Source organism: Acrocarpospora catenulata, assembly GCF_018476525.1.
Lineage (GTDB): Bacteria > Actinomycetota > Actinomycetes > Streptosporangiales > Streptosporangiaceae > Acrocarpospora > Acrocarpospora catenulata.
Window position 1 is genome coordinate 55103 of record NZ_JAHCST010000018.1, and the last position, 26298, is coordinate 81400.

Genomic DNA, 26298 nt, shown 5'->3' on the forward strand with positions numbered 1-26298 from the left:
TCTGGTGCACATCTCCTAATGGCGAATCCTCCCGTTGGCGGAGCATTCGCGCATGTCACGCTGCCGCTGACTGTTCTCGGAACCCATGAGGGTGCTCAGGGCTGGGTAGAACGGTGTATGGATGCGGTGCTTTCTCGACGTCCAGGACGTCAGTGGAGTTCTCGGAATTACGCCAATCTCACAGGAGATCCGGATGCTCTTTGAAGGCGTTGATGACATCTTCAGACAGCAACAGCGCTGGATCAGCTGATTCTTGAAAGATCCGAGACATCCTGGAGCGAACCGACTGGAACGGATGCTCCCGCAACACGTCCATGATTTTCTCGGCCTGCTTCAAACGCCCTTTGGAAAGGGCCGTAGAGTATAGCGGGATAAGGCACTCCATGGTAGTCCACGTATGTACCCTGCCCCGCGCGCATACGTCGCGATTGAGGCCGCATATTTCAATGGTGGTCGTGCCCTTGTCGTCCAGAGCTATGTAGATTCCCGTCGTGGGGGTCAGTAGTAGATGATCGACCGGATCGTCAATCGTCGGATCGATCAACAATGGATTTCCTTCGATGTCCAGGGGAAATCGAGTGCGTTTATAGTTGCTGTTGCAGCGAGCGCAGGCAAGCAAATAATTAGCCCAAATAAAGGTTTGATCAGGGTGGGTTGATTTCGGTCGAAAATGCTCGATATCTGTTCCCTGGCTGTCCTCGCAATACATACACCGTTCTAGTCCGGTGCTCATCTGGGCTAAGATCTTTTGGATCTCGCCCCTGATTCCTCTGGCCAGACCTATCCAAAGCCTCTGTGCTTCCGCCTTGGGGTTATCGGCCGACGTCACGCGCAGCGTCAACTCGGCAAGTTGCCGCGCCGCCTTGGCGCTGAGCGGAAGTCTGTTAATCTTCTGCATCGTCGATGTTGAGTGCAAGCTGGTGAATGGCATCCGCAACGTCTGCCGACAGAGTTCTCGGCAGTTTGGATCTGATCTCTTTCAGGCGGTCACGCTCGGATGGCGAAATCTGCTCAGCCGCCGCTTTCCTTTCCAGCGTGGCCACCTCGTTCCGGAGGGCTACAGTCTGCTGTGAGTAAGGAGTATCCAGCCCGAAAAGATCGCTGAGAACGGCATCGTCCGCAGTTCCATTGACCACCCGATTGAACAACTCTCCCTCCACGATGCGAGCTCCCTCGCCCTCACCTGGAGCGGACAGGCGAACCAGTCCTCGATCATCCGCAGCCTGGCAGATAAAAGGGCTGTGAGTACTGACAATGAATTGGAGGTTCGGAAAGTGCTCCTTGAGCCAGAACCCTATTCTTTGCTGCCACGACACATGGAGGTGCACGTCGATCTCATCAATCAAGACCACCCCTTCGTGTCCGAAGGCTACTTTGTCCCCTCCCGTCTCCTTCAGGTCCCCATATACCGAATACAGTTGCTTGACTAGATCCAGTACCAAGGCTGCGACCGTACGATAACCATCACTTAGCGATCGAAGTGGAAGTTTGACGCCGTCTGGAGTCCTGACCCACAGTCCATCCGAAGTGACCCGCTCGACGGCCATGCCTTCCGGCAAAAGTCCATCAGCCAGTAGTCTGAGAACTGCTCTTTCGACTTTTGCCGCGTCCTCGGCGCCCTCAAGTCTGCGCAGATACAGTTGCTGAAGCCAAAGAACTGACTCGGAAAGAGACGCCTCTTCCCTGAAGAGACTGGCGAGGCTTGCGGGCCTGCCGGGAGTCATCATCAGCCGCTGAGCTTCCGTGGGAGCAAGTGAGAGGCGCCGAAATGGTCCATAACCGGCAAGAAACCAGCCCTGAGGGTTTGCGGACCAGGGGCCGCGGAATGGATCCCATGCTTTACCCCCACCCTTCGCTATCTCGATCGAAGGCTCCGGTCCCTCGTCTTCACGAACCCACTTCAGACCTGTCCAAGGATCGAAGTCGGCCTGCCGTTCAGGTGCGAACGAATCAAAATCTGAATCTTTCAGAAGAACCTTTATCAGGCCTTCGGCTGCGCCTTTCCGAATCCAATCGGAGTAGGTCTCTCGCAGAGTTCGAGCCACTGAGGGACCTGCAATCGCAAGGGCAATTGCCTGGAGAAAGGAAGACTTTCCGGCTCCGTTGCGGCCGGCAATCACAATCCAGCGTGGCAGGGTTCCGTCTTCTCGGACAAAATTGAGAGAGACCCCCGACTCCTTCTCCCCGAAGCCTTTAATGTTTTCAAGTACAAGCTCGCTGATCAGCATCTTGCTGCCTGACTCTCAGATAACTTTATGGGCCGCATGATCAGTGTGGAGGGCTATCCACTCCTTATCGTTGCAGCTCTGCGGCGGCACTTCTCTACAGCATCGTGACATCCCACATGGGTACTCTGCCAGTTGGGCTGCAAAGAGGTGCCGTGGCTATGCCATGCCAAGGCTTCATAACGGCAGTTGAAGGTCACGGCCGCACTGGCCGGTGATCCGTCGGTGACGCCCTTCCAGCGCCGGTGGTATCGGACTGCGAGATATTGGCGGTGAGGTCGCATCAGCGACCAGCGTCAGGAATGCCAAGATTATGGCCCGGGATGATGAGGCAGCGCAGGAGTTTGGCCAGTTCCTGGCGGCTGAGCAGGGTCTGCTCTTGCACCGGCTTCCCGCACAGTGCCGTAAGGTGCAAGCCCTTCGGCAGCGGGCCACTTGAGCAACGCGTCGATGCGGCCGGACGTCGTCCGGCACTGTGACCAAGCTGCTCCTGCCCAGCCATCTGCCCGACACTCGCCGCCAGTTGAACGGTCGAGTGCGCCCTTGGCCGGGCTGATGTTCCACCCACACCGGATCAGCGGCTACGAAGCGCACCCTCTCGTTCGGCCCGACCGAACCGCAGAAGCAATGACTGACTTGGCTTGGTGAGGGGCTCTGGGGCGTGGTGGGTTAGACAGGTTGTAGGGCGTGGTGGGGTTCTGGAGGTAGTTCGATGGTGATGGTGTCGCCGGGGTGGATTTTGCCGCCTTCGAGAACGATGGCCATGACTCCGGCTTTGCGGATGAGAGTGCCGTCCTCCGCTCGGTCGAGGACGGCTTTCATTAGGCCTGGTTGGAAGGTGTCCAGTTGGGTGCAGGGGTTGCGTAGGCCGGTTACCTCTATGACGGCTGTGGGGCCGAGGTGGAGGTGGGTGCCGGTGGGGAGGGCGAGGAGGTTGATGCCTCTTGTGGTGATGTTTTCGCCCATGTCGCCTGGGTGGACGGTGAAGCCGTGGTCGGTGAGTTCGTCGTGGAGTTCGGCGTGGATGAGGTGGACCTGGCGGAGGTTGGGGGCGGTGGGGTTGCGGGCTACCCGGGCGCGGTGTTTTACCGTTACGCCGTTGTGGATGTCGCCTGCTACGCCGAGGCCGGCCAGGAGTTGGATGCAGTCGCGGGATGGCTTGCTGAAGGTATAGGCGCCGCTGCTGTTGACCGCCGTCACGAAACCCATGGAATCAGGGTAAAACGGGCGGGGCGGTTGGGCTTGGGGTGAGGGCGGTTATGGCTTGCGGGCCAGGGCGCCCCAGCCGAGGGCGGCGAAGCGGCGGAGGACGGATGGGGCGATGAAGGCGGTGTCGTCGAGGAGGTCGAAGTCGCCGAAGAAGCGGGTGATCTCTTCGACGGTGCGGGGGAACAGGCCGACGCTGCGGGGAGAGTCGTACGTGCTCTGGAGTTTGGTGGTGTCGTCGCGGCGGGAATCGGCCATAGAGAGGTGGCTGATGGCCAGGTAGCTGCCGGGGGCCATCGCCTCGCGGATGCGGGCCACCTCCGCGTACGGGTTGGGCAGGTGGTGCAGGATGGCCACCATCAGGACGCCGACCGGCTGGGACCAGTCGATCAGGCCGGTTTCGGTGGCGCCGATGAGGATCTTCTCGGCGTCCGCCATGTCCGCCTCGATCATGGCGACTCCCGGGGCGGCGGCCAGGATCGCCCGGCCGTGTACGCAGACCACGGGGTCGTTGTCGACGTAGACCACCTTGGCCTTGGGGTCCACCGACTGCGCCACCTGGTGCACGTTGTCCTGGGTCGGCAGGCCTGCGCCGATGTCCACGAACTGGCGGATGCCCGCCTCGTTGGCCATGTACCGCACCACGTCGCCGAGGAACTTCCGGTTGACCCTGCAGCCCTCGCGCGACTCGGGGAACGCTCGCAGGATCTCCGTCGCCGCTGCCCGGTCCGCCGCGAAGTTGTCTTTGCCGCCCAGCATGAAGTCATAGATCCGCGCGGAATTCGGCGTGCTGGAATCCACCCCTCCTGGGGGTACGCGGTCGGCCATGCGCGTCATGGTACCGCCTGGTATGCCAGATTAACCGGCAATGTGGGCCCAATCCTGTCCGGATTGCTTGGCACCTCCAGATTGCGCACTTTCCACCCCAACCCCCCACACACCACGCATCCCATTGGGCATGCGGGGGGATGGTTGCCGTGGGACTCCCACCCACCCTTCCGATCCCCGGGGTCCGGGCTCGGCTCCGCCGGAATGGATTGCAGGGGAACTCCCGCCCACCCACCCTTCCAACCCTCCGGGTCCGGGCCCGGCTCCGCCGGGTCCGGGTCCGGGCCCGGCTCCGCCGGGAGGGTTGGCTGCCGTTCCGGCATACGAGGGAGTGGTTGCCGGGAAACTCCCGCCCACTCGCCCTTCTGACCTCGGGTCCGGGCCTGGTTCCGTCGGGAGGGGGTGGCTGCTGTTCCGGCATGCCAAGGAGTGGTTGCCGGGAAACTCCCGCCCACTCGCCCTTCTGACCTCGGGTCCGGGCCCGGCTCCGTCGGGAGGGGGTGGTTGCCGTTCCGGCATGCCAAGGATGGTTGCGTGAAACTTTCGCTCACATCCCGGCCCCTCGCACTCACCCTGAAAGCTCGTTTCGCACCGCTTATGGGCTGGCTGCAGAGAGTTATCCACAGAGCGGGATTCGGCCAACTACGAGGGCCGCTTTCACGTGCATGCTGAGGGTGCCCGGAGGGATCGTGGCGAGGGAGGGGCCAGTGGGTGTTCGTTACGTGGTGCCCGGTGAGAGCACCTCGGTTTTTGTGGTGGTAGCCGATCGGCTTCCCGCTGATGTGGGGGCTGTGGTGCCTTGGCGCATGGAGCGGCCGTTTCGGCGGGTGGCGCCGGAGGCCGTGGGGAACGGCCGGCTGACGATCGATACGTTCCGGACGGCTCGGTCACCGTGGCGACGTGCCTCGTTCGCCGAAGATGCAGGCGGCGTGGTTCGGCGCGCCGCGTATCACGTCGTCGTCACCAGCAGGGCACCCGTGACGGCCCAGCCGATCGCTGCCCAGACGGCCCGGGCGGCCGCACGGGCGGTGGCCGACGCCTGCCGCGGGCAGGTGCTCGACCCGGCCACCGGCGAGCTTCTGTGCCACTGCCTGGGATGTCCCGGCGAGTGCCCCGAATTCCGGCTGGAGGATGACTGGCTGGCCTGGACCGTCATAGAGAGATCAGAAAGACCGGAGGGATCGCAGGGATCGCAGGGATCGTGGGGAGCGGAGGGACTGGAGGGATCACACGCCACGGCGGACGCAGCGGTGTCGGCCCAGGGACCGGAGAGACCGGAGGGACTGAAAGGGCTGGAGGGATCACAAGGATCGGGGGGATCAGCGGGGCCGTCGCACGGCGAGTCGATCGTGACGCGGGGCCTGGCCCGGTTGGGAATGCCTGAGATCGAGCTGGTGGCAACGGGGTGCGGTCATCGCCTTTGTTCGCTGAGCCTGCTGAGGGCCATAGCCGATCGGCTGCTCATTGGACATCTGGCCTGGGTAGGAGCCAATCCCGGAGTGCGGTTCCGGCCCCTTGAGGAGCGCCTGCGGCTGGACGGAACTGGGGCGGTGCTGCTGGATCCAGGAGTGGTGCGCTCCGGCGAACTATTGCGAGCACGCGTCGACGGCGCCCTGACGAAGCGGGTCTGCTTGCGGGTGGGAGAGCGAGGGGGAACGCGGGCGAGCCTGACGGTAAGCCAGGCGGGCTTGTTAGCAGGGTCACCGGATGCCGTGTGCGCTTAACAGGCTTAAATAGGGCGTTGTGTCCAGCTCAGAGGGGCCCCAGTGTCCGGCTCAGGGATAGTCCCTAGAAGTGATGACACCGGAGCGATGACACCGAAGTGTTGGTGCCGGAGTGTTGGTGCCGGAGTGATGACACCGAAACGATGGCGCCGAAACGATGGCACCGAAGTGATGGCGCCGAAGTGATGGCACCGGAGCAATGACATCGAGCGATGGTGTCGAGTGACGATAGGCAAGCGATGGTGCCGAAGTGATGGCACCGGAGCAATGACATCGAGCGATGGTGTCGGAGTGACGATAGGCAAGCGATGGTGCCGAAGTGATGGCACTGGAGCCTTGACACCGAAGCGATGGTGCCGGAGCGATGGCGCCGGAGCAATGACATCGAGCGATGGTGTCGGAGTGACGACAGTTTGAGCAATGGTGCCGAAGTGATGGCACTGGAGCGATGACACCGAAGCGATGGTGCCGAAGCGATGGCGCCGAAGTGATGGTGCCGAAGTGATGGTGCCGAAGGATGGCTAGGGCACCCTTGCGGAGCGTGCCACGGGAAAAGTGATCCGGCGGGTAGGTAGGGCTGCCGTATCGGTGGTCAAGCGGAGTTCGGGGAGGAGCGCCGGGGGTGAGGGAGGGGAGTGGACGGTGGTCGGTGGGGGGTGGCGGTAGCCGTAAAGGAAGGGAAGAAAATCACCCGACCGTATCTTGTTGGAGACCTGCTGCGCCGACCATGATGGGGTGCTCGTCCTCGGCCCCTTGGACCACATCCGCCACCACACAGGTGATGTTGTCCGGCCCGCCGCCCCGGTTGGCGAGGTCGACCAGCGTCCGGGCGACGGTGTCGAGGTCGGCGACGGAGGTGAGGATCTCGTGCAGGGTGTCGGCCGACACCACGGCGGGCAGGCCGTCGGAGCAGAGCAGGTAGCGGTCGCCGGGATAGGCGCCGCGGGCCGACATGTCGGGATTCACGTTGCCGGTGCTCTCCAGGGCGCGCATGAGCATGGAACGGCGGGGGTGTTCCGCGGCCTGTTCGGGGGTCATGCGGCCGTCGTCGACCAGGGACTGGACCAGGGTGTGGTCATGGGTGATCTGGTAGAGGACCCCGTCGCGGAGCATGTATCCCCGCGAGTCGCCGACGTGGGCGAGGGCGAAGCCGCTGCCGTCCCAGAGCATTGCGGTGAGCGTGGTGCCCATGCCGTTCATGGTCGGGTCGGCCTCGGCCATGTTCTTCAGGGTCTGGGCCGCGGTGCGGACGGCGGCCTCCAGCGCGGCCACCGGTTCGCCGTCCATGGGCTGGCTGGACAGCACTCTGATCGCGGTGGCGCTGGCGACCGCGCCGTGCGAATGGCCGCCCATGCCGTCGGCGATGGCGAGCAGGCGGCTGCTCGCGTAGGCCGAGTCCTCGTTCTTCTGGCGGCGCTGCCCGACATCGGATCGAGCCGCGTACCGTAGCCCCAGGGTGCTGTGTTTCATATGCACAGTAAAACATTGGTTGAAGGACTTCACAAGTAGGCTTGTCGTGTAGAGTGATGACGTGACTTACGTTAACGCTGGCGACATCGCCCGGCTGGCCGATGTCGGCCGGGCCGCGGTGAGCAACTGGCGGCGCCGGCATGACGACTTCCCCCAGCCGGTCGGCGGAACCACCGCGAGCCCGCTGTTCTCGCTCAGCGAGGTCGAAGCCTGGCTCCGGCGCAACGGCAAGTCCTACGAACTCTCCCTCGGCGATCTGGCCTGGCAGCGGCTGCGGGCCGCCGGTGACGATCTTAAACTCGGCGAGCTGGTCGCGGCGGCGGGCGACTTCCTGGAGGGCCGCCCGAGCGGGCTGGACGCCGAGGTCACCGAGCTGATCGCCGATCTGGCGGCGGAGCGCGGGCCCGGGGACGCCTTCGAGTTACTCTGCGAGCGCTACGTGGAGGCGCACTCCCGCCAGCTCTCGGTCACCCCGCCCGCCCTGGCCGACCTGATGGTGCGGCTGGCCGACGCGGACACCCTGTTCGACCCGGCCTGCGGCATCGGCACCCTGCTGCTGTCGGCCAGGAAGGCCCGCGGCCAGGAACTCCTCGGCTCCTCCGCCAGGATCGCCGAGATCCGGCTCCGCATGCGCGGCATCGACGCCCGGATCGCCTCGGGCGACTCCCTCAGGGACGACGCCTTCCCGGAGGCCCGCGTCGACGCGGTGGTCTGCGACCCCCCGTTCAACGAGCGCGCCTGGGGCCACGAGGAACTCGCCGGCGACACCCGCTGGGAGTACGGCCTGCCGCCCCGCGGCGAACCGGAGCTGGCCTGGGTGCAGCACTGCCTGGCCCGCGTCCGGCCCGGCGGCACGGTGGTGATCCTGATGCCTCCGACGGCGGCCACCCGGCGTCCAGGGCGGCGGATCAGGGCCAACCTGCTCCGCGCCGGGGCGCTGCGCGCGGTGATCGCCCTCGGCGCGGCCGACCTGTGGCTGCTCCGCCGTCCCGTGCGCACCGAGCGCGTCCCCGCCCAGGTGCTCATGCTCGACGCCGGCGAGGACCTGTCCGGCGTCGAGGCCGCCTGGCGGGAGTTCCAGGAGGACCCGCGCGGGGTCCGGGTCGTGGACCTGCTCGACGACGAGGTGGATCTCAGCCCACCGCGGTTCGACCGGGGGATCGCCCCCGCCGACTTCGTGGCCGTGCGGGAGGAGTTCCGCCAGGCGACGAGCGCGCTGGCCGGGGCGGTGCCCGCGATCAGCGTGCTGGACCGGCCCCGCGACCTGACCATGACCACCGTGGGGGAACTGGCCAAAGCGGGGCTGCTGGCCGTCCACCATTCGGCGATGCGCCCGGGCGAGGTGAGCGAGGAGGGCGAGGTGCCCGTGCTGTCCGGGGATGACGTGCTGCTCGGGAGAGCGTCCTCCGGCCGGGTGGGCTCGGCCGAGGGGCAGGTCGTCGTGGCGGCCGGGGATGTGGTGGCCACGCCCACCGGCTCGGTCCGGGTGATGGCCGAGAGCGGCGCGGTGCTCGGCCCGCACCTGACCCTCTACCGGCTCGACCCGTCCCGGCTGGACGCTCATTTCCTGGCCGGGTTCCTGCGGGCCGGCAGCGGCCTGTCCCGGGGGAGCAGCAGGCTGGACGCCAGGAGGACCCGGGTGCCCCGGCTTTCGCTGCCCGAGCAGCGGCCGTACGGGGCGGCCTTCCGGCGGCTGGCCGAGCTGGACGACGCGCTGCGCGCGACCGCGCTGCGGGGGGAGCGGCTGATCCGGCTGGGCTTGGACGGGCTCGCCAGCGGACATCTGCTCTATTGATGAGAAGGGCGTGATCTGGACAGAAGGTTGGTTACCGTGGGGCTCCCACCCACCCAGCCCGTTTCGACCTCCGGTCGGGGCCCGGCTGCCGCCGGGGCGTGTGAAGGAGCCGCAGCGGTGAGTTACCTGCTCGGAGGCTATGCGGGTGTCTATGGGACGGGTTTCTCACTAAGGTGGCCCCATGGTCATCGCTGACCGCTACGAGCTCGACGACCTTCCCCTCGGTCAGGGTGGCATGGGCGCCGTCTACGGCGGCCACGACAAACGGCTGGACCGGAAGGTCGCGGTCAAGTTTCTCCGGCTCCCGGGCGGCCCCGACGACGAGCTGGAGCGCCGTTTCATCCGTGAGGCCCGCATCCTGGCCCGGCTGGATCATCCCGGCGCGCCTGTTCTGTATGACTTCGGCACGCACGAGCAGCGGCTCTTCCAGGTGATGCAGTTCATCGAGGGCGTCACCGTGGCCGACCTGGTGAGCGAGCACGGGCCGCTGCCGGTGCCCTGGGCCGCCGCGATCGCCGCCCAGGCCTGCGCGGTGCTGTCGGCGGCGCACGCGCTGTCGATCTGCCACCGCGACCTCAAGCCCACCAACCTGATGTTGTGCCCGGACGGCACGGTCAAGGTGCTCGACTTCGGCCTGGCCATCCTGCGCGAGGCGGACGGCGCGCAGTTCACCCGTACCGGGCAGATCCTGGGCACGCCCGCGTACATGGCGCCCGAGCAGATCCAGCGCGGCGTCGCCGGGCCGCGCAGCGATCTGTACGCGCTGGGCTGCGTACTGCACGAGATGATCAGCGGTAAGCAGCTGTTCACCGGCCCGACCGACTACACGGTCTTCGAGCGCCAGGTGAAGGAACGCCCGCCGAGCCTGGACGGGGTGCCCGACGGCCTGGCCGAGCTGATCGACGCGCTGCTGGAGAAGGACCCGGAGCGCCGCCCCGCCGACGCCGACACGCTCTACCAGCACCTCCAGCGGTACGCGGTGGAGCTGCCCGCGCTGCCCGGCTTCCTCGACCCGACCTCGGCCCCGGGCCGCATGTACGCGCGCGTGGTCGGCCGCATCCCGGGATGACCCCGGACCGCCTGGCGGACCTGCTCGGCGCCGTCCCGATCCCCACCGGCTCCTGGACCGACACCGCCCGCTACCTCGCCCGCGCCACCCCGCCACCCCCCTCACCCGACATTTCCGAAATTTCCGTAAGAAGCGGGGGATTGTTGGTCATATCCGTGACCAACCCGGGGGAGCACGTCGAGCAGATTCTCACCCAGGGCCTGCCCGACCTGGACACCCAGGAATGGCCGGACCACCCGCTCACCTGGGACAACCCCGGATTCGTCGTCAGGTACGCCCACGCGCGGGCGATGGCCGTGCAACGCTGGGCCGACGACCTCGGCGTACCGTGGACAGGCTTCCGCCCCGAACACCTCGACGGCTCCCACGACCGCGCGATCCTCCGCGTCCTGGCCGAACTCCCCAGCCGGGCCGCCGCCCGCGACCACGGCTGGCGCGCCTTCGCCGAACGCCTCGCCCTGGCCTACCACGACGCCCACGAACACGCCTCCGCCATCCCCGTCGGCGACCAGGCCCCGGCCCCCGTGCACACCGCCCGCCGCCACCTGGCCGCCGCCGTCGCCGCGACCCTGGACGCGATCAGCGCCAACCCGCTGCCGGACCGCCTCTGAGACCGCCTCTGAGGACGTCTCGTCCATTGGTCGGGTGTCTCATGGGGTATGGCGAGTCCGATAGCCTCGTTCGGGTGAGTCGCTTCGCCCATCCCGCCGGTGACAGGCACGCCGAGGTGCTGCCTGAAGAACGCCCGCCGCACGCGCCCGCCGACCTCAATGCCCTGCACCCGGCGATCTGGCCGCGAACGGCCGAGCGAACTAACGGGCGGTCCGAAGGTGCGATCACCATCGGCGGCATGGACGTGCGCGACCTGGCCGAAACCTACGGCACCCCGCTGTACGTGATGGACGAGGAGGACTTCCGCTCCCGCTGCCGCGACTACCGCGCCGCCTTCTCCGACGGCGAGGTGCACTACGCGGCCAAGGCGTTCCTCTGCCGCGAGGTGGCCCGCTGGATCATGCAGGAGGGCCTCGGCCTGGACGTGTGCAGCGCCGGCGAACTCGCGGTGGCGCTCAGCGTCGGCTTCCCGCCCGAGCGCATCACCCTGCACGGCAACAACAAGTCCACCGCCGAGCTGGAGCGCGCGGTGACCACCGGCGTCGGCCACATCGTGGTCGACTCCTTCGAGGAGATCGCCCGCCTCGGCTACCTGGCCGACAAGCACGGCGTGCGCCCCAAGGTCATGATCCGGGTCACCGTCGGCGTCGAGGCGCACACCCACGAGTTCATCGCCACCGCCCACGACGACCAGAAGTTCGGCCTCTCGCTGAGCAGCGGCGCGGCGGCCGAGGCGGTCCGCCGGGTGCTCGCGCTGCCCGCGCTGGAGCTGGTCGGCCTGCACTCGCACATCGGCTCCCAGATCACCGACACGGCCGGCTTCGAGGTGGCCGCCCGCCGCCTGGCCGGGCTGCTCGCCCAGATCCGCGACGAGCACGGGGTCGTGCTCCCCGAACTCGACCTGGGCGGCGGCTACGGCATTCCGTACGTGGCGGGCGACGAGGCCCCCGACATCAAGCTGATCGCCGACAGCCTGCGCGAGATCGTCATGCAGGTCTGCGCCGCCAGGAACCTGCCGACCCCCCGGCTGACCGTGGAGCCGGGCCGCTCCATCACCGGCCTGGCCGGGGTCACCCTCTACGAGGTCGGCACCGTCAAGGACGTGGAGGGCCTGCGCACCTACGTCAGCGTCGACGGCGGCATGAGCGACAACATCCGCACCGCGCTGTACGGCGCCGACTACACCGCCCTGCTGGCGTCCAGGACCAGCACGGCCGCCCCCATGCTGGCCCGCCTGGTGGGCAAGCACTGCGAGAGCGGCGACATGGTCATCCGCGACCTGCACCTGCCGGCCGACCTGGTCCCCGGCGACCTGGTCGCGGTGGCCGCCACCGGCGCCTACTGCCGTTCGCTGGCCAACAACTACAACTACCTGCCCAGACCCGCCGTGGTCGCGGTCTCCGCCGGGCAGGCGCGCGTGATCGTGGCGCGGGAGACCGAGGACGACCTGTTGAGGGGGCAACTGTGAGCAAACCGTTGAAGGTGGCCCTGCTGGGCTGTGGAGTGGTGGGCTCGCAGGTGGTCCGGCTGCTCACCGAGCAGGCCGACGACCTGGCCGCCCGGGTGGGCGCGCCGCTGGAGCTGGCGGGCGTGGCGGTCCGCAGGATGGGCCGCAAACGCGACGTGCCGGTCCCGGACGAGCTGCTCACCACCGACGCGCACGCCCTGGTCACCAGGGACGACGTGGACATCGTGGTGGAGGTGATCGGCGGCATCGAACCGGCCCGCGCGCTCATCCTGGCCGCGATGGCCGGGGGCAAGTCGGTGGTCTCCGCCAACAAGGCGCTGCTGGCCGAGGACGGCGCCACTCTGCACGCCGCCAACCGGGCCGATCTCTACTTCGAGGCCGCGGTGGCCGGGGCGATCCCGCTGATCCGCCCGCTCCGCGAGTCGATGGCCGGGGACCGGGTGCACCGGGTGCTCGGCATCGTCAACGGCACCACCAACTACATCCTCGACAAGATGGACTCCACCGGCGCCTCCTTCGCCGACGCCCTGGAGGAGGCCCAGTCGCTCGGGTACGCCGAGGCCGACCCCACCGCCGACGTGGAGGGCTTCGACGCCGCCGCCAAGGCCGCCATCCTGGCCGGGATCGCCTTCCACACCCGGGTGACCGCCGCCGACGTGCACCGCGAGGGCATCACCGAGATCTCCGCCTCGGACGTGGCCTCGGCCAAGGCGATGGGTTACGTGATCAAGCTGCTGGCCATCTGCGCCCGCTCCGAGGACGGGCGCTCGGTCGGGGTGCGGGTGCACCCGGCGATGATCCCCCGGTCGCATCCGCTGGCGGGCGTGCGGGAGGCGTACAACGCGGTGTTCGTGGAGGCCGAGTCGGCCGGGCGGCTGATGTTCTACGGTGCCGGGGCGGGCGGCGCGCCGACCGCCTCCGCCGTGCTCGGCGACCTGGTCGCGGTGGGCAGGAACCGGCTGGCGGGCACGCGCGGGCCGTCCGAGTCGGTCTACGCGGACCTGGCCGTGCATCCCGTGGGCGAGACCGTCACCCGCTACCACGTCTCGCTGGACGTGGCGGACAAGCCCGGCGTGCTGGCCACCGTCGCCGACGTGTTCTCCCGCCACGACGTCTCCATCCAGACCGTGCGGCAGGAGGGCCGCGGCGACGACGCCCAGCTGGTGCTGGTCACCCACCGGGCCTCCGACGCGGCGCTCTCGGCCACCGTGGAGGACCTGCGCGATCTCGACATCGTCCGCGCGGTCGCCGGGGTGATGCGCGTGGAAGGCGATGAAACCCCCTAGAAAGTCATAAAGGTTTCGCATGGGGCGGGTGGGGCAGCCGACCCCTGATGGCAGACTGAACCCACCCCCACCCCGCACTGAGGATGATCTGGTGACACTGGTACGGACCCTCGCCGTGCTCTGCGCAGCCGTGGCCGCGTTAGCCCTGGCCCCGCCCGCGCAGGCCGCAAAGCCGAAACCCGCCACGAAGCCCAATCTGATCGTCGCGCTCGGCTTCGACGACGGCGACGGCTCACACTGGCTGGTCGGCAAGCTGCTCAAGAAGCACGGGCTGACGGGAACGTTCTACGTCAACAGCGGCACCCTCGGAAAACGCGGAATGCTCACCCGCAAGCAGGTCATGGCGCTGGCCCAGGCCGGCAACGAGATCGGCGGCCACACCGTGCGCCACGTCCGGCTCACCGACCTGTCCCCGTCGGTCGCCCGCAAGGAGATCTGCCAGGACCGCAAAGCCCTGCTCGGCATGGGCCTCAAGGTGCGCACCTTCGCCTACCCGTACGGGGCGGAGAGCGAGCGGGTCTGGCAGCTGGCCCGGCACTGCGGCTACAACGCGGCCCGTACGGTGGGCGGGCTGACCCAGCCGGGCTGCCTGGAGTGCGGCGGCGTGGCCGAGACCCTCCCGCCGCGCAACGAGTTCCGGGTCCGCACCCCCGGCTCGGTACGGGCGGAGAACACCCTGGAGGAGGTCCAGGAGGAGGTGCTGGCCGCCGAGGAGAAGGGCGGCCTGCTCCCGCTGGTCTTCCACCGCGTCTGCGCGGAGGGCTGCGGCGAGTACGGCATCCCCCCGCAGCTGCTGGACGAGTTCCTCGGCTGGCTGGCGGCCCGCGCCCAGGACGGTACGGTGGTCCGCACCCTGGACACTGTGATCGGCGGCAAGGTCAGGCCCGTTCCGCGCAAGTAGGAACCCCGTCAGGACGGGGGGTTGATCCGGCGCAGCACCTTCCGCAGCACGGGGGTCCGCCGCGCCTTCGCGGCCTCGCGCAGGCGGTCGGCCTCGGCCCGCAGCCGTACGGCCTCCTTCTGGCCCTTGGCGACCGCCCGGCGGAGTTCGAGGTTCTGCTCGCGGAGGTCGCGCACCTGCTCCTTCACCTTGCCGTGGACCAGCTCGGCGTGCAGGGCCCTGGCCTTCCACTGGGCGGCGGCCCGGTTCCGGTTGCCCTCCAGGCGGGGGTAGGCGGTGCCCGGCGCGAGCATGCCGTACTCCTCGCCGTCGTGCCAGGTGACGTCGGAGATTTTCGCGATCACGTCGTCCAGGTCCTCGAAAGGGGCGGCCACCCTGCGCGCGCGGCTGACCGCCGCGGTGCGTTCCAGGCGGGCCGCGAGCACCTCGCCGCGCTCCTCCGTCAGGGCCAGGCAGCGCACGCCGCTGTCCTCGTCCTCGGCCCGCCGTACCAGGCGGTCGAGGGTCTCGGGGCCGACCGCCCAGCCGGACGGGCAGCGGAAGACGAAGGGGGCCGTGGTGGGGGGTTCTGCCTCGGCGAGGACGACCCGGCCGTCGTGGCCGTAGGTGGCCTGGAGCAGGCGCAGGTCCAGCAGGGGATCGTCGAGGGGGCGGCGGCGTTCGCCGGTCAGCTCCGGCCAGGGGCCCACCAGGGTGACCCGCACGTCGGGCAGCGTGCTCGCCAGCAGGCTGTCCACGGTGGCCCGCACGTCCGGGTATGCGCCGCGCGCCTCCACCACCGCCGCCACGTACGGCACCAGCCACTGCCGCCCGGGGTCGGTGCGGAGCCAGCGCCGGTAGGGGATCCGATCGGCGACGTAGGGCGCGTTGAAGGCCCGCACCTCCTCCTGCCGGGTCATCGCCGTGGTCTGGCCCAGGTGCCAGCACCGGGCGGCCCGCTCGGGCACGAACACCGCGCCCGCCTGGGTGAGCCGGTACCCGAGTTCGGTGTCCTCGCCCAGCACCAGGCCGGTGTCCATGCCGCCCACCTCGCGCAGCAGCCCGGCACGGACCGAGGCGGTGCCGCCCACGTGCGTGCGGTAGAGCACCGAGCTGGGGGCCGAGCGCAGGCCGTCGTACCGGTCGAGGATCTCCTCCAGCCAGTCGTGCGCGCTGCCGTCGTCGTGGCTGAAAAGCGCGTCGGCCTCCCCGGCGCGTACCCGCTTGAACACCTCGACCGGCGTGGGCAGCCCGGCCGAGACGTCGGTGAACTCGGGCCAGCCGGTCACCGCGAGGTGGTCGGCCAGGTGGTGCCAGCGGGCGTGCGCCGCCACATGCTCCCGGTGCGGCACCAGGTCGGCGTCCATGGTCAGGATGATCTCGCCGGTGGCGGCGTCGTAGCCGCTCTGGCAGGCCCAGGCGCGGCCCCAGCCGCCCGGCCCGCTGGGGACCAGCCGGGTGCGCGCGGGGGTGAGCGAGGGCAGCCGGAGCGGGGGCGTGCCGCCGTCGTCCACCACGATCACCTCGAGCAGAGGGGCGGGGTAGGTCTGGGCGGCCAGCGCGGCCAGGGTGAGGTCGAGCTGGTCCTGCCCGCCGTACGCGGGGATGACCACGCTGACCGGCAGCGAGGGCCGCCAGTCGCCGAGCGCGGGCGGGGTGAGCGCGCCGAAGTCGTTGCGGCGGATGCGCGGGGTCACGTCAGCTCCATCAGCGCGTTCGGCCGGAAGCCGCGCCACTGGCGCTTGTTGCGGCGCAGGAAGGTGCCGATCGGCTCCCGCCAGGTGTGTTCGGCGGCCGGGCCCCTGCGCAGGATGTAGCCGAGTCCGTGGGCCCGGTAGAGCTGCCCCCCGGCGGCCTGCACGGCCTGCAGGAACTGGGTGTCCACCGAGCGGCGCAGCGGCCGGAACCCGCCCACCGCGTCGAAGGCGGCCCGGGTGGTCAGGATGGTGCCGCCCGCCACGAAGTTGCTGACCTGCTCGGTGACCTGCTCGTGGTGCACGGTCACGTCGATCGAGGACAGGTAGACGAACTCGGGGGAGGTGCCGGTCACCTCGGCCCCGGAGTAGGTGTGCGCGAGCAGCAGGTCGGCCAGGAAGTCGGGGCCGTACCAGTCGTCGTCGTCCATCTTCAGCAGGAAGCCGCCGCCCGCGCGGTCGGCCGCCTCGTTGAGCACCTCGCCGAAGAGCATTCCGGCGGGTGCGTCGTAGACCTGGAGTTCCCCCTGGTAGGCGGCGATGGGCCCGGCCACCGACGGATGGTCGGGGGAGACCCCGTGCAGGGCCAGCACCACCTCGGTGACGACGCCGCGCTGCCGGGCGGCCTGGCCGAGCGCGAAGCCCACCATCTCCGGCCGCCGGGTGGCCAGCAGGATCGAGGTCGCCGGGGCACGGCCGCGCGCCACGCCCAGTTGGGCCCACCGCCCGTGCACCCCGTGCGTCCGCAGGGCCGCCCGCCTGAGCCGTACGCTGAACTCCTCCCGGCGCAGGTCGTCGGCGAGTTCCTCGGCGGTGACCGGGGCCAGCAGCGCGATCAGCTCGGGCCCGAGCGCGCCCGCCCAGGTCGGGATCGGGCCGGTCACCAGCGGCACCCCCGCCGCGGCCAGCGAGGCGATCACCCGCACCGCGGCCAGCGGCCCGCTGTGGCCGCGCCGCCAGTCCACCCTGATCGCCCGCAGCCCGCGCAGCCGGGACACCTCGGTGTCGCTGACCGCGCCGGAGGCCGGGAACCTGGCCAGCTCGGCCCCGTCCAGCCTGACCGCCCACCGCCCGTGTACGGTCACCAGCTCGGCCACCCCCTGGGTGGGCACGCTGAGGAACCCCGTCGGGTTGACCGAACGGTCGTCCACCGGCGCGACCATGGTGATGTCGGTGAACGCGACGTCCAGCAGCGCGGCCCCGCCGGGACGCCCGATGCGGTCCCAGCCCAGCGCTTCTGGGCCCGGCCGGTCGATCAGTCGTTCCTCGCCCGCCCACTCGGCCTGGCCCGCGTCGGTGCGGACCACCAGATCCCCGGCGGGCGCCCCGATCCGCAGCGGCACCGGCCCTTCAAGGCCCGCCAGCCCGGCGTTGGGGTCACCCGGCCGCCAGTGCGCGGCGCCCGGCCCGGCCAGCACCGGAACGGGCGCGGGGAACGCGTCCAGGCGGTTGCCGGCGAAGGCCCGGGCCACCGCCGCCACGGTCTGCCCGGCCGGGACCGGCCCGGAGAAGACCGCGTCCACCCGCCAGCCCTTGGGGTCGGGGCGGCTCACCCGCAGCTCGGTGAGCTTGCGCCAGCGGTGCGCGGGGGTGAGCGAGGGCGAGGGCGCGGGGTGCGCCCTGGCCACCTGCTGCACCACCACGGTCACCCGGGACGCCTGCGGCAGCGTCGCCTGGAGGGTGGCCGCCCGGCGCAGGTCGGTGGGGGTGCGGGCGAGCAGCACCACCTCGGGGGCGGGTTCGCCGGGTTCCGCCGGCTGCGTGGTGTCCAGGTCGATGACGTCCGGGCCGACCAGCCCGGGGGATTCCACGCCGATCGTGTAGACCCGGGCGCCGTCCTGCCAGTTCATGATCTTGCCTTCACGCGTAGCCAGTTCCGCCGGGGCGCCTCGGCGGGCTGGGCGGCCAGCCGTTCGGCCTCCGCCCGCCAGCGCGCCGCCTCCGCCTCGTGCCGCTTGGCCGCCGTCCGCCAGCGGGCCACCTCGGCACGCAGCTCGGCCGGCACTCCGGTCAGTGGGTCGGCCTTCTCCGGGGTGGTCAGGCCGCACTCGGCCCCGTCCACCCACAGGCTGCCGAACAGCTCGTGGACCACCTCGTCGGCGGGTTCCCCGGGGTGGCGGGCGGCCCGAGCGAACGCGGCGGTGCGCTCCAGCCGGAGCGCGATCACCCCTTCGGGGGTCTCGTCCAGAGCCGCGCAGATCAGTCCCAGGTGCTCCGCGTTGGCCATTTTGGTCAGCCGGGCCAGGCTGCTCGCGCCGAACACCCACCCGGCCGGGACGCGCACCTGGAAGGGCGTGGGCGCGGCGGTCGGGGGCGCCGACTCGGCCAGCGTGACCCGGGGCTCGCCCGCGTACAGGTTGGCGATCAGCCGGTGTTCCAGCAGTGGTTCGTCCAGCGGACGGCGGCGGCCGGAGGGCAGCTTCGACCACGGCCCCAGAATCGTGACCGCCGTGTCGGGGATCGTCCCGGCCAGGGCGGAGTCCACGGTGGCCCGGGTCTGCTCGTAGGAGGCGCCCGCCGAGTCCACCAGCACCCGCACGTACGGCACCGGCCACTGCCGCCGGGGATGCTGCCGCAGCCAGCGCAGCTCGGGGATGAGCCCGGCCAGCACGCTCCAGTTGTGCCGGTGCACGTCATCCTCCCGGCGGAGCACGGTGGACAGCCCGATGTGCCAGCTGAGCGCCTCCCCGTCGGGCACGAACACGGCCCCCGCCTGGGCGAGCCGGTAGCCGAGTTCGGTGTCCTCGCCCATGTTGAGCGAGGCGTCCACCCCGCCCGCCTCGGCCAGCATCGCCCGCCGCACCGAGGTGGTCGCCCCCGAATGCAGCAGGTACGCCCGCTCCCCCGCGTCCTTCAGCCACCGGGTGCTGTCCAGCGTCCTGGCCACGTAGTCATGCGGGTGCACCGAGTCGGCGGGGAAGAGCGTGTCGGCGTTTCCGGCCCTGACGGCTTCCGCCACCTGCTCGGGGGTGGGCGGCGACTCCTCGGCCGAGGTGAACTTGATCATGCCGTGCACGGCCAGGTGGTCGGCCAGGTGGTGCCAGCGCAGGTGGGCCTCAAGGTGGTCCCGGTAAAGGATCATGTCCGAGTCCAGCCAGTGGATCACCTCGCCGGTGGCCGCCGCCGCGCCGGTCCGCCGCGCCCAGCCGCGTCCCCAGCGGCCCTCCGGCACCCGTACCAACCGGGTCCTGGCCGGGGCCAGCGTGGGCACGGTGAGCGGCGGGTCGCTGCCGTCGTCGACCACGACCACGTCCAGCAGTTCGGCCGGGTAGGTCTGCGCCGTGAGCGCGGCCAGCGTGCGGTCCAGCGCGGCCTGCTCCTGGTACGCCGGGACGACCACGGTGACGGTCAGGCGCGGCCGCCAGGCGCCCAGCGCCGGGGGCGCGAGGGTGCCGTAGTCGTTGTGCCGGATCCGTGCGGTCAATGGTCCACTCGATGGTTCATCCGCTCCATCGACGCGGTGAGCGCCTCGGTGCGCCGCCGGATCTCCTGCAACTCGGCCTCGATCTCACGGCGCAGGAACATCGCATTCACCCGGTCCTCGCCGAGCGAGGCCAGCACCGCGCGCAGGTCCTCGTCGTGCTGCACGGCCGCCTCGGCCAGCGTCGGCGCGATGCTGTCCAGCTTCTGGTTCACCGCGGCCAGGGTGGCGGAGACGCCGGCCAGTCCGGCCGCCTCCCGCTTCACCCGGTTGTCCATGCGCTGCACCTTCCCGTCCAGCCGGCGCAGGCCGAGCACCAGGAAGGCCACCCCCGCGAGACACGCGCCCAGCAGCGCCAGGGTCGCCGCGTCCAGCGCCTCGATCACGCCGACGACGGTCAACAGCCCGAGCACCGCCGTCCCGGCGACGCCGCCCCCGGCGCCTAGGACGGCCACTCTGCGGGGTGTCGGCATTTCTGACCTCCATGTCAGGAAATAGGGGCGGAAAAAATGATGAGCTCGGGATGTTGAAAGACTAGTTGAACCCACTGCCCTAATTGGAGGTGAAGTTCCTGTGAGATTCCAGAGAGATGGCTCCTCGGATCATCCATGGGTTCATGGGCGGATCCTGGCGAGTCGCTCCCGGAGTGTGCGCTTCTCCGCTTCGTCCGCCAAGTGGTGTTCGGCCGGATGCCGTACGCCGTGGGTCTGCTCGATCACCTGAGTGAGCGGCTCGTCCGGGCGGGCCACCAGCCGGGCCCTGCTCACCGCCTCGGTGCGCTCCAGGGCGGCCAGCCGCCGGTTGGGCAGGCGGAAGTAGAGCAGTCCCAGCCGCTCCTTCACCATGATTCTGGTCAGCCGCTCCAGCGTGTCCGGCGCCAGCGGGGGGTCCACCGGTCCGGTGAAACGGAACGGCACCGGGAACGCGGTCGGGGCCACCTGGTCGGCCAGCCGCACCCGGGGGTCGTCCTTGAAACCGGCGCTGAGCAGTTCGAGTTCGGCCAGCTCGTCACCCTGACCCGGCAGGCTGGACCAGGGCCCGACCAGGGTCACCGCGACATCCGGCAGCGTGCCGGTCAGCGCCGCCTCCACGGCCTTCCGCACCCGCGGCTCGGCCGCCCCCGCCACGTCCAGCACCACCTCCACGTACGGCACCCGCCAGATCCGCGCGCGCTCCTTGCGCAGATCCCGGCGGAGCGGGATGCGGTTGGCCAGGAACGGCTGCACCGCCCGCACGGCCGCCGCCCCCTCCCTGCGCTGCGACGGCAGCTCCAGATGCACCGCCCTGGCCGCCAGGTCGGGCACGAAGACCGCGCCCAGCTGGGCCAGCCGGTAGGCGAACTCGGTGTCCTCGCCCCGCCGTACCTCGGGGTCGAAACCCCCGGCCGCGGCGTAGAAGGCGCGGTGCAGCGACATCGTGGGCCCGGTGCACACGTGGTACGGATTGCGACTGGCGCGCAGGCCGTCCAGCCGCCGGATGGTCGCCTCGGTGCTGCTCGGCACCGCCTCGGACAGGTCGATCAGCGACTCCACCGTGTCCCCGGCCACGGCGTCCCTGACCTGCTCGGGAGTCAGCGGGGGCTCGGGGGCGAACACCTTGCCGCCGATGGTGACCAGGTAGTCGGTCAGGTGCTGCCAGCGCAGCAGCGCCTCCAGGTGCTCCCGGTAGGGCACCATGTCCGCGTCCAACCGCTGCACCACCGTGCCCTCGGCCACCGCCACCCCCGCGCGCACCGCGTGCGCGGGCCCCGAGCCGCCCGGGCCTGAGGAGATCAGCCGGGTGTTCTCCGGGCGGATCTCGGGCAGCCGCAGCGGCGGCGTCGATCCGTCGTCCACCACGATGACCTCGGTCAGCTCCGCCGGGTAGCTCTGCGCCGACAGCGCCGCCAGGGTCAGGTCCAGTCGGGACTGCCCTCCGTACGCCGGGATGACCACGCTCACCGGCAGCGAGGGCTGCCAGCGGCCCAGCTCGGCGGGGACGAGCGGCGAGTAGTCGTTGTGGCGGATCCGCGGCCGGGGCACGATCCGATCTCCCTCACTTTTGTCACTTAAGAAGTGGAATTCTCACGGATAACACTAGTAAGACACTCTTGGGGTTGACTTGGAGCACAGTCGCCTCCGCGTCCGTCCCGATCGGTGGGACTCCGCGTCCCGCCCCTCGGGCGGTGGCTCTAGACTCGACTCCCAAACAGCGCAGGTAGAAGGAGTAATCATGGCCAGGGCATGGCGTGGTCTCATCGAGGAATACCGTGACCGGCTTCCGGTGAGCCCGGCGACGCCCGTGGTGACGTTGCTGGAGGGCGGCACGCCACTGGTGCCCGCGCGCAGGCTATCCGAACTGACCGGCTGCGAGGTCTACCTCAAGGTCGAAGGACTCAACCCGACGGGCAGCTTCAAGGACCGCGGCATGACCGTGGCCATCAGCAAGGCCGTCGAGGACGGGGCCAAGGCGGTCATCTGCGCCTCCACCGGCAACACCAGCGCGTCGGCCGCGGCCTATGCCGTACGGGGCGGGCTGAGCTGCGCGGTGCTGGTGCCGCGCGGGAAGATCGCGATGGGCAAGCTGGCCCAGGCGCTGGTGCACGGGGCCAAGCTGCTCCAGGTCGAGGGGTCCTTCGACGACTGCCTGGAGATGACCAAGAAGCTCGCGGAGAACTATCCGATCGCGCTGGTCAACTCGGTCAACCCGCACCGGCTCCAGGGCCAGAAGACGGCCGCCTTCGAGATCGTCGACGAGCTCGGCGACGCGCCGGACGTGCACTGCATCCCCGTGGGCAACGCCGGCAACATCTCGGCGTACTGGATGGGGTACCAGGAGTACGCCGCGGACGGCCTGGCCACCCGCCGGCCCCGGATGCTCGGCTTCCAGGCCAGCGGCGCCGCGCCGATCGTCAACGGCGCCCCGGTGACCCATCCGCACACCATCGCCACCGCGATCCGGATCGGCAACCCCGCCTCCTGGTCGCTGGCCGTGGCCGCCAGGGACGAGTCTGGCGGTGACATCCAGGCGGTCACCGACCGGCAGATCGCCGCCGCGTACAAGCTGCTCGCCCAGGGGGAGGGCGTCTTCGTCGAGCTGGCCTCGGCGGCCAGCGTGGCGGGGCTGCTCCAGGTGCACGAGCAGGGCCTGCTCGCCGCCGGGCAGCGGGTGGTCTGCACGGTCACCGGCAACGGCCTGAAGGACCCCGACTGGGCGATCTCCGGCGCGCCCACGCCGATCACCATCCCGATCGACGCCTACGCCGCCGCGGCGGCCCTGGAACTCGCCTGATGGGCGAGTGTGTGCTGGTCCGGGTCCCGGCCACCAGCGCCAACCTGGGCCCGGGCTTCGACTCGCTGGGTCTCGCCCTCGACCTGCACGACGAGGTCGAGGTCGAGCTCACCGGGGACGTCGTGGAGATCGAGATCGACGGCCACGGCGCCGGCGAGGTGGACCCGGGCGAGGGTCACCTGATCGTCTCCACCCTGCGGGCCACCCTGGACCAGCTCGGCGAGCCCCAGCCCAAGGGCATCCGGATGCGCTGCCGCAACCGCATCCCGCACGCCCGCGGCCTGGGCTCCTCCTCCGCCGCCATCGTCGCGGGCATCCTGGCCGCCCGCGCCCTGACCGGCGCGGATGACTTCACCGACGAGGATGCCCTGGCCCTGGCCACCGAGATCGAGGGCCATCCCGACAACGTCGCCCCCTGCCTGTACGGCGGGCTCACCATCGCCTGGACCGGCCCGTCCATGGTCAGCCTGGGGGTGCGCGAGGAGATCCGGCCGGTCGTGCTGATCCCGGATTTCCGGCTGTCCACCGAGGAGGCCCGCCGCCTGCTGCCCGCCACGGTGCCGCACCGGGACGCGGCGGCCAACGCCGCACGGGCCGCCCTGCTGATTGTCGCGCTGACCGAAAAGCCCAGTCCCGAGCTGCTGCTGGCCGCCACCGAGGACCGTCTGCACCAGGACTACCGCGCGCCTGCCATGCCGCGCACGGCGGATCTGGTACAACGTCTGCGGTCGGCGGGGGTCCCGGCTGTGGTTTCGGGGGCGGGTCCCACTATTCTTGCGTTTTCTACTGGATCGACGCAGGATTTGATCGCGCCAGAAGTGGGTACGGACTGGCTCATCCAGCCGTTGAACGTCGACCCAACCGGTGCGAGCGTTCGGTTTCCCGAGACACGCTGATGCTTCTTCGACCTTCAGGGAATAGCAGTGTGCGCTGGTGATGTTAGGCTGATAGCCGCACCAGGTGCCCCCGTGTTGGGTGCGTGCTTGTCATTCGCACATCGCCACACTACGGATCGTGTCGTCCCCGCGCTTGTGGGGGCGGGCCGTTGCGGTGATTTCCCGGAATTCGCCTCCTCCAGTCGCTCGTGCGGTCAGGGGTGGCGTATTCGGAGACATGCGCGTTCGAACCACCTCGACACCTGGTCGGTGGTGGCAATCCGGGGGGATTCCCCCGGGCCTCTACCGCTTGTGAATCTCGGTACCCAGAGGGAATCCAGGCCTGAGATTCGCGAAGCCCGACCCGGTCTGTCCCGCCGGGTCGCACCACCGGGACGCCAGGACGAACACGTCCGGCGCCCGACCCCTGGGAAGGACCATTAGTTGAGCGACACCACCGAACTCCTCGCCGACGCACCCGCCGGCGACGCCCCCACCGCCGCCGCGCCGCGCTCGCCGCGTCGTCGCTCCGGCACCGGCCTGTCCGCCATGGTGCTGCCCGAACTCCAGCAGCTCGCTTCCACACTCGGCATCAGCGGGACCGGGCGGATGCGCAAGAGCCAGCTCATCGCGGCCATCCAGGAGAAGCAGGGCGCCGCGGCGGCTCCGGAGGCGAAGCCCGCCGAGGCAGCCGCGCCGGCCGCGACGGAACCGGCCCCGGTCGAGCGGCCGACCCGTACCCGCCGGGAACGTTCCCGGCCTGCCGCCGCTGCCGCCGCTGTCGTCGAGCAGCCGGCCCCGGCCGCCGAGATCCGTGAGCAGCCGCCCGTGACCGAGCGTGTGGACAGCGCTCCGGCGGAGCGCGCCGAGCCGCAGGCCGACGCCGGCCAGCAGGACTCCCGCGAGAGCCGGGGCGACCGCATGGAGCGCCGGGACCGGCGGGGACGCGACCGCGACCGCGAGCGTCCGGGCCGGGAGCGGGGCGAGCGCGGGGACCGCGCCGACCGGGCCGACCGTGGCGACCGCGCCGAGCGGGGCGAGCAGCGCAGTGACCGCGGCGCCGAAGGCGACCGCCGGGACCGCCAGCAGGACCGGCAGAGCGACCAGCGCGACCAGCGTGACCAGCGCGACCGGCAGAGTGGTCCCGGCGCGGGCCAGGACGACGACCCGCGCGGTCGCCGCGGCCGGTTCCGGGAGCGCAACCGCCGGGGCCGCGACCGCTTCGACGGCAACGAGCCCGTGGTCGGCGAGGACGACGTCCTCATCCCGATCGCCGGCATCCTCGACATCCTGGACAACTACGCGTTCGTCCGGACCAGCGGCTACCTGCCCGGCGCCAACGACGTGTACGTCTCGCTCGCCCAGATCCGCCGCAACGGCCTGCGCAAGGGCGACGTCATCACCGGCGCCGTGCGCCAGCCCCGCGAGGGCGAGCGCCGCGAGAAGTTCAACGCGCTGGTCCGGCTGGACACCGTCAACGGCATGGAGCCCGAGCAGGCCCGGCAGCGGCCGGACTTCAACAAGCTCACCCCGCTCTACCCGCAGGAGCGGCTCCGCCTGGAGACCGAGCCCAACATCATGACCACCCGGATCATCGACATGGTCTCGCCCATCGGCAAGGGCCAGCGTGGTCTGATCGTCTCCCCGCCCAAGGCGGGCAAGACGATGGTGCTCCAGTCGATCGCCAACGCGATCACCCGCAACAGCCCCGAGTGCCACCTGATGGTCGTCCTGGTGGACGAGCGTCCGGAAGAGGTCACCGACATGCAGCGGTCGGTGAAGGGCGAGGTCATCCACTCGACCTTCGACCGCCCGGCCGAGGACCACACCACCGTCGCCGAGCTGGCCATCGAGCGCGCCAAGCGTCTGGTGGAGCTGGGCCACGACGTGGTCGTGCTGCTGGACTCGATCACCCGTCTGGGCCGCGCGTACAACCTGGCCGCGCCGGCCTCCGGGCGCATCCTGTCCGGTGGTGTCGACTCGACCGCGCTCTACCCGCCCAAGCGCTTCTTCGGCGCCGCCCGGAACATCGAGAACGGCGGCTCGCTGACCATCCTGGCCACCGCGCTGGTGGAGACCGGCTCGAAGATGGACGAGGTCATCTTCGAGGAGTTCAAGGGCACCGGCAACATGGAGCTCAAGCTCAGCCGGTCGCTGGCGGACAAGCGCATCTTCCCGGCCGTGGACGTGGACTCCTCCAGCACCCGCAAGGAGGAGATCCTGCTCGGCAAGGAAGAACTCCAGGTGGTCTGGAAGCTCCGCCGGGTGCTGCACGCGCTGGACATGCAGCAGGCGCTGGAACTGCTCCTGGAGAAGATGAAGGAGACCAAGTCCAACGCCGAGTTCCTGATGCAGGTGCAGAAGACGACGGTCAGCAACGACCGGGACTGACATAGCGTCAGGTGACGCCCCGGGTGCCGAAGCGCACCCGGGGCGTTTCCATGTCTGGCACCCTGGGGCTGGCCCCAGGGTGGA

19 protein-coding genes are annotated in these 26298 nt (G+C 69.8%); 9 read left to right on the forward strand and 10 right to left on the reverse strand.

What is annotated here, in order from left to right; genetic code table 11:
* Nucleotides 1-178 precede the first annotated feature (178 nt).
* From KIP79_RS20435 to KIP79_RS20455, 5 genes are all read right to left on the reverse strand, one after another.
* Nucleotides 179-898, reverse strand: coding sequence for an HNH endonuclease family protein (locus KIP79_RS20435; RefSeq protein ID WP_214106468.1), 720 nt, complete (start codon nucleotides 896-898; stop codon nucleotides 179-181).
* Nucleotides 885-2228, reverse strand: a complete 1344-nt coding sequence (locus KIP79_RS20440; protein ID WP_214106469.1) for an AAA family ATPase — start codon at nucleotides 2226-2228, stop codon at nucleotides 885-887. The genes KIP79_RS20435 and KIP79_RS20440 overlap by 14 nt, the downstream gene beginning before the upstream one ends.
* Nucleotides 2229-2894: 666 nt before the next feature.
* Nucleotides 2895-3434: an MOSC domain-containing protein gene (locus tag KIP79_RS20445; protein WP_214106470.1), complete on the reverse strand. Its 540-nt coding sequence runs from the start codon at nucleotides 3432-3434 to the stop codon at nucleotides 2895-2897.
* A 48-nt stretch (nucleotides 3435-3482) separates the two neighbouring features.
* Nucleotides 3483-4259 (reverse strand): SAM-dependent methyltransferase, encoded by a 777-nt coding sequence (locus KIP79_RS20450; RefSeq protein WP_214106471.1) that lies wholly within the window; start codon nucleotides 4257-4259, stop codon nucleotides 3483-3485.
* A 2411-nt stretch (nucleotides 4260-6670) separates the two neighbouring features.
* Nucleotides 6671-7453: a PP2C family protein-serine/threonine phosphatase gene (locus KIP79_RS20455; protein ID WP_214106472.1), complete on the reverse strand. Its 783-nt coding sequence runs from the start codon at nucleotides 7451-7453 to the stop codon at nucleotides 6671-6673.
* Nucleotides 7454-7514: 61 nt separating this feature from the next.
* Between KIP79_RS20455 and KIP79_RS20460 the strand changes: the two genes are divergently transcribed.
* The 6 genes from KIP79_RS20460 (at nucleotide 7515) to KIP79_RS20485 (ending at nucleotide 14584) form a co-directional block, all read left to right on the forward strand.
* Nucleotides 7515-9248 carry an HsdM family class I SAM-dependent methyltransferase gene (locus KIP79_RS20460; protein ID WP_214106473.1) on the forward strand — a complete coding sequence of 578 codons (1734 nt, stop codon included), beginning with the start codon at nucleotides 7515-7517 and terminating at the stop codon, nucleotides 9246-9248.
* A 181-nt stretch (nucleotides 9249-9429) separates the two neighbouring features.
* Nucleotides 9430-10317 carry a serine/threonine-protein kinase gene (locus KIP79_RS20465; RefSeq protein WP_214106474.1) on the forward strand — a complete coding sequence of 296 codons (888 nt, stop codon included), beginning with the start codon at nucleotides 9430-9432 and terminating at the stop codon, nucleotides 10315-10317.
* A complete protein-coding gene (locus tag KIP79_RS20470) occupies nucleotides 10314-10928 on the forward strand; it encodes an anticodon-binding protein (RefSeq protein WP_214106475.1) in 615 nt (204 codons plus the stop codon). Before KIP79_RS20465 ends, KIP79_RS20470 begins: the two co-directional genes overlap by 4 nt.
* Nucleotides 10929-11002: 74 nt before the next feature.
* Nucleotides 11003-12397 (forward strand): diaminopimelate decarboxylase, encoded by a 1395-nt coding sequence (gene lysA / locus KIP79_RS20475; protein WP_214106476.1) that lies wholly within the window; start codon nucleotides 11003-11005, stop codon nucleotides 12395-12397.
* Entirely contained in the window at nucleotides 12394-13683 is a 1290-nt protein-coding gene (locus tag KIP79_RS20480; RefSeq protein WP_308169810.1) for a homoserine dehydrogenase, read from the forward strand. The genes lysA and KIP79_RS20480 overlap by 4 nt, the downstream gene beginning before the upstream one ends.
* Nucleotides 13684-13774: 91 nt before the next feature.
* Entirely contained in the window at nucleotides 13775-14584 is an 810-nt protein-coding gene (locus tag KIP79_RS20485; protein ID WP_214106477.1) for a polysaccharide deacetylase family protein, read from the forward strand.
* 8 nt (nucleotides 14585-14592) lie between these two features.
* On the opposite strand, the gene KIP79_RS20490 is transcribed toward KIP79_RS20485, so the two are convergent.
* The 5 genes from KIP79_RS20490 to KIP79_RS48985 form a co-directional block, all read right to left on the reverse strand.
* Nucleotides 14593-16260, reverse strand: coding sequence for a glycosyltransferase family 2 protein (locus KIP79_RS20490; protein WP_214106478.1), 1668 nt, complete (start codon nucleotides 16258-16260; stop codon nucleotides 14593-14595).
* Complete coding sequence (locus KIP79_RS20495) at nucleotides 16257-18107, reverse strand: glycosyltransferase family protein (protein WP_214106479.1); 1851 nt, start codon at nucleotides 18105-18107, stop codon at nucleotides 16257-16259. The genes KIP79_RS20490 and KIP79_RS20495 overlap by 4 nt, the downstream gene beginning before the upstream one ends.
* Nucleotides 18104-19681 carry a glycosyltransferase gene (locus tag KIP79_RS20500; protein WP_214106480.1) on the reverse strand — a complete coding sequence of 526 codons (1578 nt, stop codon included), beginning with the start codon at nucleotides 19679-19681 and terminating at the stop codon, nucleotides 18104-18106. The genes KIP79_RS20495 and KIP79_RS20500 overlap by 4 nt, the downstream gene beginning before the upstream one ends.
* Nucleotides 19678-20151, reverse strand: coding sequence for a hypothetical protein (locus KIP79_RS20505; RefSeq protein ID WP_214106481.1), 474 nt, complete (start codon nucleotides 20149-20151; stop codon nucleotides 19678-19680). The genes KIP79_RS20500 and KIP79_RS20505 overlap by 4 nt, the downstream gene beginning before the upstream one ends.
* 141 nt (nucleotides 20152-20292) lie before the next feature.
* On the reverse strand, nucleotides 20293-21699 hold the full coding sequence (locus tag KIP79_RS48985; RefSeq protein WP_308169811.1) for a glycosyltransferase: 1407 nt from the start codon (nucleotides 21697-21699) through the stop codon (nucleotides 20293-20295).
* 190 nt (nucleotides 21700-21889) lie between these two features.
* Between KIP79_RS48985 and thrC the strand changes: the two genes are divergently transcribed.
* The 3 genes from thrC (at nucleotide 21890) to rho (ending at nucleotide 26214) form a co-directional block, all read left to right on the forward strand.
* Nucleotides 21890-22948, forward strand: coding sequence for a threonine synthase (thrC, locus tag KIP79_RS20515; protein ID WP_214106482.1), 1059 nt, complete (start codon nucleotides 21890-21892; stop codon nucleotides 22946-22948).
* Nucleotides 22948-23844 carry a homoserine kinase gene (gene thrB / locus KIP79_RS20520; protein WP_214106483.1) on the forward strand — a complete coding sequence of 299 codons (897 nt, stop codon included), beginning with the start codon at nucleotides 22948-22950 and terminating at the stop codon, nucleotides 23842-23844. Before thrC ends, thrB begins: the two co-directional genes overlap by 1 nt.
* Before the next feature lie 423 nt (nucleotides 23845-24267).
* The gene (rho, locus tag KIP79_RS20525; protein ID WP_214106484.1) at nucleotides 24268-26214 is read left to right on the forward strand and encodes a transcription termination factor Rho; all 1947 of its coding nucleotides are present in this window, start codon (nucleotides 24268-24270) and stop codon (nucleotides 26212-26214) included.
* The last annotated feature ends 84 nt before the right edge of the window (nucleotides 26215-26298 follow it).

What these genes read in the sequence shown, in the direction of transcription:
- KIP79_RS20470 (WP_214106475.1), top strand. Translation starts at nt 10,314, where the DNA reads ATGACCCCGGACCGCCTGGCGGACCTGCTCGGCGCCGTCCCGATCCCC.
- KIP79_RS20495 (WP_214106479.1), bottom strand. Translation starts at nt 18,107, where the DNA reads ATGAACTGGCAGGACGGCGCCCGGGTCTACACGATCGGCGTGGAATCC.
- KIP79_RS20505 (WP_214106481.1), bottom strand. Translation starts at nt 20,151, where the DNA reads ATGCCGACACCCCGCAGAGTGGCCGTCCTAGGCGCCGGGGGCGGCGTC.
- KIP79_RS20455 (WP_214106472.1), bottom strand. Translation starts at nt 7,453, where the DNA reads ATGAAACACAGCACCCTGGGGCTACGGTACGCGGCTCGATCCGATGTC.
- KIP79_RS20450 (WP_214106471.1), bottom strand. Translation starts at nt 4,259, where the DNA reads ATGGCCGACCGCGTACCCCCAGGAGGGGTGGATTCCAGCACGCCGAAT.
- thrC (WP_214106482.1), top strand. Translation starts at nt 21,890, where the DNA reads ATGGCCAGGGCATGGCGTGGTCTCATCGAGGAATACCGTGACCGGCTT.
- KIP79_RS20465 (WP_214106474.1), top strand. Translation starts at nt 9,430, where the DNA reads ATGGTCATCGCTGACCGCTACGAGCTCGACGACCTTCCCCTCGGTCAG.
- thrB (WP_214106483.1), top strand. Translation starts at nt 22,948, where the DNA reads ATGGGCGAGTGTGTGCTGGTCCGGGTCCCGGCCACCAGCGCCAACCTG.
- KIP79_RS20435 (WP_214106468.1), bottom strand. Translation starts at nt 898, where the DNA reads ATGCAGAAGATTAACAGACTTCCGCTCAGCGCCAAGGCGGCGCGGCAA.
- KIP79_RS20445 (WP_214106470.1), bottom strand. Translation starts at nt 3,434, where the DNA reads ATGGGTTTCGTGACGGCGGTCAACAGCAGCGGCGCCTATACCTTCAGC.
- KIP79_RS20440 (WP_214106469.1), bottom strand. Translation starts at nt 2,228, where the DNA reads ATGCTGATCAGCGAGCTTGTACTTGAAAACATTAAAGGCTTCGGGGAG.